Source organism: Pseudomonas sp. UF-293 (assembly GCF_058245595.1).
The window spans coordinates 244001-257412 of sequence record NZ_JBSICA010000003.1 but is presented as its reverse complement, the minus strand read 5'-3'; the positions used below and the strand labels follow the sequence as shown (position 1 = coordinate 257412).

Below are 13412 nucleotides of genomic sequence, written 5' to 3'. Positions count from 1 at the left end.
CATGAAACAGTTCCGCTACCTGTCGCTCGCAGCCCTCCTCCCCAGCCTTTCCTCTCACGCTCTCGAGGTGGATCCTGGCGATTACGAGCCGCTCCCCGTTGGAGCGACCATCGGCGTGCTCTACTACCAGCACTCCACCACGGACAATGCCTACTCCCAGGGGCACAAGACCAGTTCCGATTTCAACCTGACGTCCGATGTTGGCATCCTGCGTCTGCTACACATCTACCAGTTGAGCGAGCGGCTGACCATCGAGCCGCAATTCCTGTTGCCCTTCGGTCATGTCTCAGGCGGTGGTGACGCTTCTGGTCTGGGCGACGCCAGCGGCATCGGCGACCTCATTCTTACAGCGCCGCTCAAGTACCGTCTCAACGACGCCAACGACACCCTCGGCGCGACTGCTTACTTGTACGTGCCGACTGGTGACTATGACAAAGACGACGCGCTCAACCTTGGCGAGAACCGTTGGAAGGTTGATCTCCAGGCCGCTTACGTCAAGCACTTCACGGAGAAGTGGGCCATCGACCTCGTCGGTGACGCCATCTGGTACGGAGACAACAACGACTTCGGCGCCAGCTCTGCCCGCCGGGAGCAGGACGTTTCCTACGGCGCTCAGTTAATGGGGCGCTACATGCCCGACGAGACCACTGCGCTGGCTATTGGCTTCGGCCACAGTTGGGGCGGGGAAAACCAGATCGATGGCGTCAACCAGGACGACAGGATGGAAACCACCAACTTCCGTGTCACGGCCAGAAAGTTTTTCACCGCCAAGGACCAGCTCCAGGTGCAACTTGGACGCGACCTTGCGGTGGAGAACGGCCCCAAAGAGGACTTTCGCATGAACCTGCGCTACGTCAGGGTCTTTTAGACCCGCCCGTCTCTACCACCCGTTTTCCTTATCAACCAAGCGTGCGCCCAACGGCGAATTCAACCTGGATCCGTCGCAAGACCTCGCATCCCGTATCAATCGTGCCAACGCGACAGTTGGCTAATGAGATGCCTCTCACCCGAAACGGAGTAACCAGACAATGACCGACCAGCAACCCACCCTGGAACAACAACCCTCCCTCTATACCCGTCTTGGCGGCTACGACGCTATTTATCAGTTCGCCGGCGCAGTGTTGAGAAAAACAATGGGGCACCCCGCCATCGGGCACATCTGGGCCCATATGTCGGAATCGACGTTCCAAAAGGAACACATCAATTTTGTCGATTTCCTTTCCGAGCATTGGGGTGGAAGCGCCAAATACCGGGGTAGAGACATGGTCGCCGCGCATCGCGGGATGGGTCTGACCGAGGTGCACTGGCAAGCCGTGCTCGATTGTCTCGAGGCGTGCTACGACGACTACAGGCTGGCCCCGGATCTGCGCAAAGAGGTCAATGACTTCCTCATCAAGTTCAAACCGACCGTGATCGGGAGCCCCTCCTATCGGGACGTCGTACTCGCGCACCCGGAAATGGACCCCGCCAAAGGCATGAGAAGCGTTGGGGTTGTCTGGCCAAAACCCGGGAAGTCATCTGAGAAACCGGCCACGCCTGAATCAGGGAGTTGATACGTTATTCAACGACCTGAGCCACACCCCTGAGGCGTATACATGCCCTCCAGGCTGCCGAGAGCTCGCTCTGGCAGCCGGCGTCTACCGTGGTGTGGCTATAAAAAAACGGGCACCCGAGTCCCGCTCAACCAAGCGAATGTCCTCCTCAGCCAAGCACCGCTCAATGTGCGGAGATAGCTTTATACCGGCCCAGCCGCGACTTCGCCGACAGTGCGCACCGTGCCCGGGCGTCCCCAGATGACGTTTGAACAGACATTGCCAATCCTGCGGGTTGGCACAGGAAACAGGACACCCCCATGGCCATCATTCGCCCGACGCTCGAACAAGTGCAAGATCTCGCCAGCCGCCTGCACATACAACTGACACCCGAGCAAGCCAGCGAATACCTGGCACTGATGCAATCCAGTTTCGATGCCTACGACCTAGTCGATGAGTTGCCTGATTTCATCCCTCCAGTGCGCTACGAGCGCAGCTCTGGTTATCGCCCTTCAAGCACGGAAAATCCGCTGAACGCTTGGTATTACCGAACTGAGTTGATGGGCGCCAGTTCGGGCAAGCTCGCTGGCAAGACAGTCGCGCTCAAAGACAATATCTCTCTGGCCGGTGTCCCGATGATGAACGGCGCCGCACCACTGGAGGGCTTCGTACCGTCGTTTGATGCCACCGTGGTGACGCGTCTGCTCGACGCTGGAGCAACCATCCTCGGCAAAGCTACTTGTGAACATTACTGCCTCTCCGGTGGTAGCCATACCTCAGACCCAGCGCCTGTGCACAACCCTTTTCGTCATGGTTTCGCGACCGGCGGTTCGTCTTCCGGCAGCGCGGCGCTTGTGGCGTCGGGCGAGGTCGATCTGGCTGTCGGAGGAGACCAGGGCGGCTCCATCCGCATTCCGGCAGCATGGTGCGGCATTTACGGAATGAAGCCCACCTTCGGTCTGGTTCCCTATACCGGCGTCATGGCGATCGAGGCAACTTTCGACCATGTAGGCCCCATGACGAGCAACGTACGCGATAACGCTCTCATGCTTGAAGCGATGGCTGGAGCGGACGGACTCGACCCCCGCCAGACCGCTCCCGAGATCGATGCCTATAGCGATTACTTAGAACGAGGCGTGACCGAACTCCGGATCGGGATCCTCCAGGAAGGCTTCCAACTCGCTAACCAGGATCCACGTATCGCAGAAAAGGTGCGCGCCGCTATCGCCCGGCTCGAGGCTTTGGGCGCGCGGGTCGAGGAGGTATCGGTTCCCGAACACATCCTGGCGGGATCGTTGTGGAGCCCCATCGGCTGTGAAGGCCTGACCATGCAAATGATGCACGGTAACGGAGCGGGTTTTAACTGGAAGGGGCTTTACGACGTGGGCCTGCTGGACAAACAGGCCGGTTGGCGCAATCAGGCGAACGCGTTGTCGCCATCACTCAAGCTTTGCATGTTCGTGGGTCAGTTCGGTCTGGAGCGCTACAACGGTCGCTACTACGCCAAGGCCCAGAACATTGCGCGCTTTGCCCGAGCGGCCTATGACAAGGCGTTGAACACCTATGACCTGCTCGTCATGCCGACCGTGCCAATCACCGCCCAGCCGCTCCCTGAACCGGGTGCTTCAATCATCGATACCGTCACGCGGGCGTTGGAGATGCTTGGAAATACGGCCGCTCAAGACATTACGGGGCACCCCGCCATGTCGATTCCTTGTGGCTTGGTGGACGGACTGCCCGTGGGACTGATGTTAGTCGGAAAACATTATGCCGAAGGCACTCTCTATCAGGCTGCTGCAGCATTCGAGGCTTCTGTTGATTGGCGGACGTTGTGAACCTGCGTATCGCATTGGCGAGCAAACACCGGCAAGTAGCACTGAAAGTGAGTATCAACTTCAGAGGAATCAACACATGAGCCACACCCACGAACATCACCACGACCACGATCACACCCAGCCTCCTGAATCCATCGCCTTGCGTGTCAAGGCGCTCGAATCCCTGTTGATCGAAAAGGGCTTGGTCGACCCAACCGCCGTGGATGCTCTGGTGGACACTTACCAGCACAAGATCGGCCCGCGCAACGGCGCTCGGGTGGTCGCCAAGGCCTGGTTCGATCCCGATTACAAACATCGGCTGCTGGAAGATGCCACCGCGGCGATTGCCGAACTGGGCTTTTCCGGCGTGCAGGGCGAAGACATGGTGGTGGTGGAAAACACCGCGACCGTGCACAACGTGACGGTCTGCACGCTGTGCTCCTGCTACCCCTGGCCGACCTTGGGTCTGCCACCGGTCTGGTACAAATCCGCGCCCTATCGGTCACGGATAGTCATCGATCCGCGCGGGGTGCTGGCCGAATTCGGTTTGATTATTCCCAACGACAAGGAAATTCGCGTCTGGGACAGCAGTGCGGAGTTGCGCTACCTAGTACTGCCGGAACCGCCGGCGGGCACTGACGGCTGGAGCGAGGAACGATTGGTCGAGCTGGTGACGCGTGACGCCATGATCGGCACTGGCCTGCCGAAGACGCCGGGCGACGAAGCCTGAACCTGAGAAGGAGAAAACCATGAACGGTGTACACGACTTAGGCGGTATGCACGGTTTCGGCCCAGTGCTCACTGAAGAAAATGAACCCGTCTTCCATCACGACTGGGAGCGCAGGATCTTTCCGCTGTTCGCTTCGCTCTTCGTCGGCGGACACTTCAATGTCGACGAGTTCCGACACTCCATTGAACGCATGGAACCGGCTGAATACTTGCAGTCGAGTTACTACGCACACTGGCTTCACGCCTTCGAGACCCTGCTGCAGGAAAAAGGCGTGATCAGCGCTGCCGAACTGCAGGGTACGGTCAAGCCGACCTTACCGGCACAGCCGCCAACGGTGCTCACACCGGACATCGTCGAGGCGGTGATCCTTGGAGGCGCTTCATCCAGGGCAAAGGAAGCTGTCAGCGGCCGCTTCCGGGTCGGTGACCGGGTGCGGACGAAGAACCTCAATCCAACGACCCACACCCGACTGCCGCGCTACGCGCGCGGCAAGGTCGGGACCATCGAGATTGCACATGGCGCGTTTGCCACCCCAGACACGATGGCCCACGGTCTAGGCGAGCAACCCCAACAGGTCTATGCCGTTCGCTTCAGCGCTACAGAATTGTGGGGAGTGGCGCGACCGGACAGTGTTTGCATTGATCTTTGGGACAACTATCTGGAGGCCGTATGAACGCCAGCATGCGTCACATCCCCCCAATAGCCGGCCTGTCTCTCGACGATGAAGGCCCGGTGTTCGACAAACCTTGGCAGGCCCAGGCTTTTTCCCTGCTGCTACACCTGCACCAAATCGGTCTGTTTCCCTGGAAGGACTGGGTGCAGGTGTTCAGCGACGAGATCAAGGCGAGCCCGGCGCAGGCCGGAGAAAGCGTGAACGACACTTACTACCGGCAATGGATCGCAGCCATGGAAAGAATGGTCACCACACTCGGTTTAGCGGGTATGGAAGACATCACCCAGCGCAGCGAGGAATGGCACCAAGCTTACTTGAACACCCCCCATGGACAACCGGTCACGCTGCTCAATGCGAGTTGCCCACCGCCTCATGGACACGAGCACGAACACCTCCCACGGCGCGAGCCGGTAGCGATCAGCCGTGTCGCAAACTGACGCCGCAGTCAGCCGATTTTTTACTTTCGAGGTCGCGAAGCGTCCAAGGAGCAATCGTCATGCATATCGAACCGAATCTGGTGGAAGCTGGAAAAATCTGGCTGAGCTATGTCACTGCCGCAGGTGTCGGCGCCTACACCCTCAAACTCGCTGCGCAAGCCATCGGTGAGCGTGGTGTCTTTTCGCTGCTGGCTCGCACAATCACCGCCACGGCCCTGGTATTCAGCTTCTTCGAGCTATTACCGCACTATCCAGTCGGTGTTTCCGAAGTACATCTCATCCTGGGATCAACGCTGTTTCTGCTGCTGGGCGCCGCCCCCGCAGCGGCGGGGCTCGCCCTGGGGCTGCTGATCCAGAGCCTGTTCTTCGCTCCATTCGATCTACCGCAATACGGTATGAACGTCACCACCCTTCTGGTACCACTGTTCGCAGTCGCTGCCCTGGCGAAACACATCATCGCGCCAGACACGCCGTATGTGGCGCTGAGCTACAGACAAGCTCTGGGGCTGTCGACCGCCTTCCAGGTGGGCATTGTCGCCTGGGTTGCCTTCTGGGCCTTCTACGGACAAGGCTTCACAGCCGAAAACGCCATGTCAATTCTGACCTTCGGCAGTGCTTACATGACCGTCATCGCTCTCGAACCGCTGCTGGACCTCGCCGTGCTGGCCGGGGTCAAGGCAACCCATCGCCTTCGTGGTAGCACGCTGCTCGAGCGTCGACTGTACCAAGCCGCCTGAGTAGACGTACTCCGTCCATAGCGGACTGTCCCCCGGGCATTCGAAGACCGTAATGCCCGGCGCCATCGAGAAAAAACCACCCCGAATCCTCGTGAGCAACCCCAGAGGTATTTGATGTTTTTCAGAAATAACATCCGCAAGGAACTGAAGCTGCTTGGCGACAGGCTGGGACAGCAAGGCGAGAGTGTATCGGTAGCGGCGAAGGATTCGTCACTGCGGCGGGTTCTGGCCGGCATCGAACGCCTGCTCGCCGATCGCACGGCGCTCCGGGCCAACGTAGACGACCTTAATGCAGAGCAGCAAGGCATCAAGCGTCAACTAGGTGAATACGAAACACAGTTGCACGATCAACAGCAACTTTTGCAATTGGCGGTATGCGGGTCAGGGACTTTGCTCTGGAAGCTGCAGCTCAATGGCAGTCTGCAGCCCACCCGCGATGCAGTACTGCAATGGTTCGGCAACCTGCCCGCCCAAACGGACCTCCCCACATGTCTCGGCCCTTGGAACGATTGCCTCCACCCTGATGACCGACAGGCCAACTTGGATGCCCTGGCTGGTCATCTTTCCGATCGCAACGGACATACTGTGTACCAGGTGGATGTGCGCCTCGCTAACCACTCGGGAGAATACCGCTGGGTCCAAGTTGCCGGTGATACGCTCCGGGACAAACGGGGAATGCCACAGGTCAGCGTCGGTATTGTGCGTGACATCCATACCCAGCGCGTGCGAGAACTAGAGTTCGCGATACTTTCAGCCCGCTTCGATATTTTCCGCGAATGCATTCAGGACGCACTCTGGGACATCAATATCGTCGCAGGCGATCCAGCCAATCCGCACAATGTCATCTGGTTCTCATCACAGATGCGCCGCTTGCTCGGCTACGAAACCATCGAAGAGTTTCCCAATGTATTCGAAAGCTGGTTGTCTCGCCTGCATCCCGAAGACAGCCAGCGTGCCGTACAGGCGTTTGTCGAACATGTCGCCGACCGCTCCGGCCAGACACCCTTCCATGTAACCTACCGCCTCAGGCACCGCAACGATGAGTATCGCTGGTTCACAGGCAAAGGACAGACCCAGCGAAGCAGCGACGGCACGCCCTTACATACTGTAGGGGCGATCACAGACGTGCACACCCTCCATGAAGAAAGCCTGTTGCGTCAGACTCAGGAACGTCAGCATCAAGCTATGCAGGAAAACCTCGATCAGTTGACGCAAATCGTCGCCGCCATACAAAGCATCGCCAAACAGACCAATCTACTGGCTCTGAACGCGGCCATAGAGGCCAGAGCCGGAGAGGCCGGAAGGGGTTTTGCGGTAGGGGCCGACGAAGTTCGGAAGCTGGCCACCCGAACAAGCCAAGCAACCCAACAAGCGGCTGACATGATCGAGAGGTACTGAGTTCAAGTGAGCATCCGCACTAAACGTCGTGCGCGGAAATCAATCATCCAAGCCTCTAGATCGAAGACCGGCCCCTTAATTAGAAAAAATTATATCGACCTCCGGTGGAGCTCGGATATGCAAAACCACTAATTCAATATCTGAGCGCAACTGCAGGACCTAGTTGTAAGACAGCACCGAACCGCCAATTTGTAAGTGCAGAACCAGCAAACAGAGTTTATTTTTAGCACATATGAGAAAAAGTGATATTCCGGGTAAGTATGTGCATTTCTGAACTTAGGCTGAGCTTGGCAAGGTGGAAGCAACACCCCCATTAAAAGCATTACAAAAATCCCGGCGAATTAATAGAAAAGTTAAAAGCACGAGAAAATATAGACAGCCAGTGGATACGGCGTGGAGCCCTCATGGAAGATAATATTCCTAAACCCCCAAGCACTAAAATTTTTTACCGCCCTATCGAGGTAGCGGTGCGATGGTGCGGCCTTGAAGAATTTGAATCTAGAATACTACGTGAGGAGTCCTTGTCTGCTTTTCAGCCCAAGAAGCATGCGGTTCCCGCATGCATTCAGGAAAAGCTTGATATTCTCTGGGATGCCATTCTTCATGGAGAGTTAGTTTACGGATACTACGGTATTACAACCCCCGCCGCAGCTGTCATTGAACCCTCTCTGATTACAATACGACATGTAGATCTAAAGAACTGGTTTATAAAATTTTACCCTCTGGAAAAACCAAATTTTTTATTCAGTACGTTGGAAAGCAAAATCCTTTACGGCAACAATATTAATTTAGTAAATGCACTTATCACAGAAAATAACGCTCTAAAGGCACTTTACGAGAATGCAAAAGACCATTGCGAAAATCTGGAATTAGAAGCCCAAGCCCTTCGCAGAGACAACACCAAGCTTACAGACCTAGTCCATCAAAATAAAAAACCAAACGCTCGGAATGAACGAGCCTACCTTCAACTGATAGGCACTCTAATTAACCTATTTTTAGCGAAAACACCGAGTGGCAAACCCTACTCCCCCTTCACCAGCCAGGCGTCCATCATCAGTGCTCTGATGGCTCACAATCGAAACAAAGCTGGATTCAGCCAGCGTACTCTTGAAGAAAAGTTCGCAGCAGCTAGGCGCAGCATTGATGACTCAGCGTAGATACCGAAAACCGCGAGTCCCACTATCGCATTTTTCGGTGTTCATTTACCCATCCTGTTCTTGAATGGCAACTCCCCAGCAAAGCGCTATGGAGTGCTCCACATGACTAATCAATTGGCCCACAACTCGCCTAGGCGCGTAGACAATATTGAACGCCACATCATGCGACGTGACGAGGTCGAGCGAAAAACCGGCTTCAAACGCGCGCATATATACAACCTGATGAAAGAAGGTAACTTCCCTCAAGCCAAACGAATCGGCCTGCGTGCGGTTGGCTGGGACTCACTGGAAATTGAGCAGTGGGTCGCTGAGCGCTTAGACCCGCAGGCCTGATGTCATGCGTGTTTTATCGATGTTTTCCACTAAAGTGGACGAGGGCAGGACCACGGTGACCGTCAACCTCGGCGGCCTATTGGCTGACGCCCCCCTTCACGTCCTGCTACTGGACCTGGTTAGCCAACCCAGACTCTGCAGCTATTACGCTTTGAACCACAAGGCTGCAGGTGCCTACGAGTTCACCGCACTTAACCTAACTATACCTGCCCAGTTTAGTTCCTGGAGAGTGATTGCAGGGCATGATCTAATCAGCTCTAACTACGATCAAAGCCGACTGAGCACCTTGCTGCTGCACGCTTATGACGGTCGACTGCGTCTGCGCAATTTGCTCGATAATTTCCGTCCCACCTATGACGTGCTTTTGATCGACACCCAGGGCGCACGTAGCGTGCTGTTAGAAATGGCCCTCCTCTCCTCCGATCTCGCCCTCTCTCCCATCACGCCGGAAATGCTCGCCGCCCGCGAACTGCACTGCGGCACCCTTAAGCTGCTCAGCGAACTCGAACCGTTCCGCCACCTCAGCATTCCACCACCACCGTTGCAATTGCTGCTGAATCAGGTGAATGCCATTCGGCTGGACACTCGGATGATCATCCGAGGCCTGCGCGAGACTTTCGTGGAGGCTACCAATATCTCGGTTCTGGACACCGTAGTTCCAGACCGAGTGGCGTATCTCAATGCCGCCTCCCTCGGTCTACCAGTCCACCGAATCGAGGCGCGTCGCTCTCTTGAACGACGCTCGCCCTCAGCACTGGAAACCCTGCAGGCGTTGGCCATCGAGTTGTTTCCGGAATGGGGCGAAGCGATCTCTACGGTGGGCAGGTGCGCGGAGGCTTAATGATAAAAATCACCAAACCGGTATTTCTCACCCGATCATTTTGTTTGATCGACCTTGAGGCCGGCACCGTTTGGCCAGGAGTCTTTTAATGCTGGATCAACTTCCCATCACCGCTCAGCCATCCGTTCTACCACATCATCCACCGTGCGAGGAGTACTGCACCGTGGTCTTTCGTCTGCAGGGTGGGCGCTCGGCCATGGGATTGTTCCTCGCAGAACTTTCCCGACACTTCGAAGGTTCGGGGACTGCCGAGATCGTCAAGTTTGCGGTCGGTGACCATGTGCACAATCGGCGTTAACTGAGGTTGTTCCGATGAAGAAGCTCAATCAGGAGGAGATCACCGACAAACTGCACCAAGACCATTTTCCTCGGGGTCCAGAACTGGAGCGACTGTCCGATCCAGTCATCGACACCCCCATGCTGGTCACGCTGGAGCAGTTACGGCCCTACGAACACAACCCACGCTTCATCCGCAATCCGCTTTATGACGATATAAAAGCCTCGATCCGTGAACGCGGACTGGATCAACCGCCGCCGATTACCCGCCGCACGGGTGAAACCTACTTCATTATCCGCAACGGCGGTAATACGCGATTGGCGATTCTCGGTGAGCTATGGCAGGAAACCCACGATGAGCGCTTCTTTCGCATTCATTGCCTGTTCCGACCCTGGACCGATGAAATCAGCGCCCTACTCGGCCATCTGGCTGAAAGCGATCTGCACGGCCAACTCACCTTCATCGAGCGTGCTCTGGCAGTGACCAAACTTAAGGCCATGCTCGAATCAGATGGAGCACCACTCTCGCAACGTGAGCTGGCACGACGTCTTGCCGCTGGAGGCTATCCGATTTCGCAGTCGCACATCAGCCGGATGCTGGACACCCTTGAACATTTACTGCCCGCCATTCCACAAACCCTGTATGCCGGGTTGGGAAAACCAAAAATTGAACGCCTGATTGGCCTGCGTAGCCAGGCTGAACGAACCTGGAATCGTTATCCAACCGACGCCGTCGCTTTTCCCGAGTTTTGGCTCGACACCCTAGGGCAATTCGATACCGACCCAGAGTCCTTTGACCTTGAGCAAATCCAGGATGAACTGCTAGAACGCATGAGTCGCTTACTCGGACAGTCCTACCGCATGTTGGCCCTGGAGCTGGGCGACACCCAACGGGTTATCCAGGCGCCCGGCGTAGTCCTCACGCCACCGCAGAACAACCTACTGCCGAGCGTTGATGAGCCCGCGGCCGGGCCTCCTCCACCCGAGCCTCATCCCAAATCAGCTGAAACCGGGACGCAGACCGAAACAGAGCGAGAGGAACCGCTCACGCTGCCCGTAACGAATGTCGTATCAGCAGTCAGCCCTCCGTCACGTGTTCAGCAGATCCGCGAACAGATTGATCGCGCCACTGCATCCGAACCAGCAAAGACCGTCGCAACCTGTCCGATCGACGACATCTGGATCATCGCACCAACACTGGATACCCCCGAACAACTGCGCTTAGCCATTGGCGGCCTGGCTCGGGAAATGGCGGCCTATGCTGGACATCCCGAGAGCATCATCGACCAGAAGCATGGCCTGGGCTTCGCCCTCAGCATCGAGCAACTTGATCTTTCAGAGCCTCGTGCGGCCGGCGTTCACCTATTGCTCATGGCCCTGCTGCGTGCACAAGACGAAGTGAACTGGGAGGATCGCAAGCAATTGCCCTCAGCCCTCTTCGGGCAACTGCTATTGGGGGTCTATCAACTCCCGCTGGCCGATCGTCCCGCCGTGGACGTAGGACTGGAGCGACTGCCCGACTATCTGTTAATCAAACTGTATCGCCTCATTCGCTTAGCCCGGCGCCTGATCGACTTGACGCTTACTCCTGAAGACGATTCACCAAGGGAGCTGCCATGAACCTGTCCTTCAATGTGCTCAACCAGGCCATGCTGACTCAAGTCCTTCACGAGTTGCGTCTGGGTAATCTGCAACGCTGCAAAGCACTCGGACTGGGTGAAGACGACATCTACCTGTTGCAATCCTTACCGCCCAGCACACTGTCACGTCTGGCCCATGCCACCGTCCCCTGGGTTGAGGTCAAGATTGATTCGCCGGTGCTGCATCGATTGATCGCCCAGGCCGAACGCGACGAACAGAACGAGCGCCTGATCAACCGAGCGCTCAAGCTCGGTGCCAGCAGTACCATCATGTATCAGCACTTCGGCTTGGCGCATTCGGAAACCGCCCTGCGCCGACGTCTGCTCAAGATAGAAACCCGTAAGGGCCGTCCTCAGAACTTGAGCGAAGCGCAGGAACATGCGCTCTGGCAGCGTTGGTGCCAACTACGGGCTGAGGACGGTGCTGAGGATCAGCTCGACGCCATGATGATGTTGGCAGAGGAGCAACAGATCAGCTTGACCATCGTTTGGCAGCAGATCGACCATTACAGCAACGGAACATGAACACTGCCCCTTCCAGTCGCTGGCAGCGTGTTCTGCAGCAATGCACCCAGCAATTAAGTGAATGTTGGCCCTCACGCTCAACCACTGAGCATCCTTCCAACCAGACCCTGCAGGCGCGCTTTTTGTTCAGTGGCCAATCTCACGAAGTCGTGCCGCGTCGACTGCTGCTGGATAGTCGGCTAACGCCATTGGAACGGAATGCCTGGCAAGTATTTCGACTCATGCTGCAAGGCCAGGGCGTGGTCACGCCGCGCTATGAAGATCTGCAACCTTACTTGTCGAGCGTACCCTACGGTGCGTCAGCCTCTCGTGAAACCATCGCTCGCGTTTTGACGATGCTCCGGCTGACCCGCTGGCTCAGCTTGGTAAGTCGTGGCCGCGATCAGCTCAGCGGGCGCCTACAAGGTTCTCTGTACATCCTGCACGATGAACCGTTAACCCCCGCCGAAGCCATGGAGCTGGATCAGGATTACCTGGAGCTGGTCGGACACGCCCTCGATCATGCAACCAAGGCTGTGCGAATTGTCGCTCGGCATGTTTTGGAAGAAATTCGTCAGGACACCGATATCGATTTGGGTCGGCTCCCCACCCGGCTCGACAGTTGGGGCGACCATTGGACAAAACAAGGATTGGATAAGGCGCCCGATGAAGCGCTGCACGATTCCGAACTGGGTGGCGACCACCTCGTTCGGAATCGTGCGGGACCCGGTTCGGATTCCGAACCGGGTCCGAGCGCCAATGTTTCCGGCAGCGTTCGGAATCCGAACGCTGCCTGTACAGTATTAAAAGAAAGTATCAGTACGGTACCGCGCGCGACCCCAGCGGTGGATAACCTGCGCTGGCCCGATCCGCTGCAATTGAGTCCAAGCGAACGTCAGGCGGTCACCGTGGCGCTGGGCAAGCTTAAACCAGCGGATCGACAGGCGGTGCTCAACGAAGCGGGGGCGCGATGTGCGGCCGGCGGTATCCGCAAACCTGCGGCGTATCTGATGGGCCTGATCCAGCGGGCGCTGAAAGGCGATTTCCACCCTTGGGCAGGTCAGGCTGAATCGTTACCCATTGCAAAACCGCCACCCGCTCCCCCGCGCCAACTTAGGAAAAAGGGCGAACCCGCCTCTGCTCTCGCCCAAGCGTGCCTGGATGAACTGCGCCAGCTGCGTAGCAAACGCCCTGGACGTCAGTAGATTTGATGCCACTGGCATCACTATTGATCGTCTCGAAAATCAACCGTTTCGAACCAAATCGAACAGACCGCATTCAGCTTTTCGGCTGTCCTTGACCTTCATCTGTCGCAACGTTCCCGTCCAAGCCTATGCGAG

At 56.9% G+C, this 13412-nt stretch carries 15 protein-coding genes; all 15 read left to right on the top strand.

Annotated elements, in window-relative coordinates:
- The first annotated feature begins 1 nt into the window (after position 1).
- The 15 genes from AC4IHP_RS05925 to AC4IHP_RS05855 all read left to right on the top strand — a co-directional run bounded on the left by AC4IHP_RS05925 (position 2) and on the right by AC4IHP_RS05855 (position 13277).
- Positions 2–868: a transporter gene (locus AC4IHP_RS05925; RefSeq protein ID WP_123412564.1), complete on the top strand. Its 867-nt coding sequence runs from the start codon at positions 2–4 to the stop codon at positions 866–868.
- 160 nt (positions 869–1028) lie between these two features.
- Positions 1029–1553 (top strand): group I truncated hemoglobin, encoded by a 525-nt coding sequence (locus AC4IHP_RS05920; RefSeq protein WP_490831150.1) that lies wholly within the window; start codon positions 1029–1031, stop codon positions 1551–1553.
- A 299-nt stretch (positions 1554–1852) separates the two neighbouring features.
- On the top strand, positions 1853–3367 hold the full coding sequence (locus AC4IHP_RS05915; protein WP_490831149.1) for an amidase: 1515 nt from the start codon (positions 1853–1855) through the stop codon (positions 3365–3367).
- A 76-nt stretch (positions 3368–3443) separates the two neighbouring features.
- The gene (nthA, locus tag AC4IHP_RS05910) at positions 3444–4076 is read left to right on the top strand and encodes a nitrile hydratase subunit alpha (protein WP_490831148.1); all 633 of its coding nucleotides are present in this window, start codon (positions 3444–3446) and stop codon (positions 4074–4076) included.
- 19 nt (positions 4077–4095) lie between these two features.
- Positions 4096–4749 (top strand): nitrile hydratase subunit beta, encoded by a 654-nt coding sequence (gene nthB, locus AC4IHP_RS05905; protein ID WP_490831147.1) that lies wholly within the window; start codon positions 4096–4098, stop codon positions 4747–4749.
- Positions 4746–5186, top strand: coding sequence for a nitrile hydratase accessory protein (locus AC4IHP_RS05900; protein WP_490831146.1), 441 nt, complete (start codon positions 4746–4748; stop codon positions 5184–5186). The genes nthB and AC4IHP_RS05900 overlap by 4 nt, the downstream gene beginning before the upstream one ends.
- Before the next feature lie 59 nt (positions 5187–5245).
- Positions 5246–5923, top strand: a complete 678-nt coding sequence (locus tag AC4IHP_RS05895) for an energy-coupling factor ABC transporter permease (protein ID WP_490831145.1) — start codon at positions 5246–5248, stop codon at positions 5921–5923.
- Between the two features lie 114 nt (positions 5924–6037).
- A complete protein-coding gene (locus AC4IHP_RS05890) occupies positions 6038–7321 on the top strand; it encodes a methyl-accepting chemotaxis protein (protein WP_490831144.1) in 1284 nt (427 codons plus the stop codon).
- A gap of 404 nt (positions 7322–7725) precedes the next feature.
- Positions 7726–8478 (top strand): hypothetical protein, encoded by a 753-nt coding sequence (locus tag AC4IHP_RS05885; RefSeq protein ID WP_490831143.1) that lies wholly within the window; start codon positions 7726–7728, stop codon positions 8476–8478.
- Between the two features lie 102 nt (positions 8479–8580).
- Positions 8581–8811, top strand: a complete 231-nt coding sequence (locus AC4IHP_RS05880) for an AlpA family transcriptional regulator (RefSeq protein WP_490831142.1) — start codon at positions 8581–8583, stop codon at positions 8809–8811.
- 4 nt (positions 8812–8815) lie between these two features.
- The gene (locus AC4IHP_RS05875; protein WP_490831141.1) at positions 8816–9652 is read left to right on the top strand and encodes a ParA family protein; all 837 of its coding nucleotides are present in this window, start codon (positions 8816–8818) and stop codon (positions 9650–9652) included.
- Between the two features lie 88 nt (positions 9653–9740).
- The gene (locus tag AC4IHP_RS05870) at positions 9741–9950 is read left to right on the top strand and encodes a hypothetical protein (protein ID WP_490831140.1); all 210 of its coding nucleotides are present in this window, start codon (positions 9741–9743) and stop codon (positions 9948–9950) included.
- A 14-nt stretch (positions 9951–9964) separates the two neighbouring features.
- Entirely contained in the window at positions 9965–11548 is a 1584-nt protein-coding gene (locus AC4IHP_RS05865; RefSeq protein ID WP_490831139.1) for a ParB family protein, read from the top strand.
- Positions 11545–12093, top strand: a complete 549-nt coding sequence (locus AC4IHP_RS05860; protein ID WP_490831138.1) for a DUF2857 domain-containing protein — start codon at positions 11545–11547, stop codon at positions 12091–12093. Before AC4IHP_RS05865 ends, AC4IHP_RS05860 begins: the two co-directional genes overlap by 4 nt.
- Positions 12090–13277, top strand: a complete 1188-nt coding sequence (locus AC4IHP_RS05855; protein ID WP_490831137.1) for an STY4528 family pathogenicity island replication protein — start codon at positions 12090–12092, stop codon at positions 13275–13277. Before AC4IHP_RS05860 ends, AC4IHP_RS05855 begins: the two co-directional genes overlap by 4 nt.
- Positions 13278–13412 lie beyond the last annotated feature (135 nt).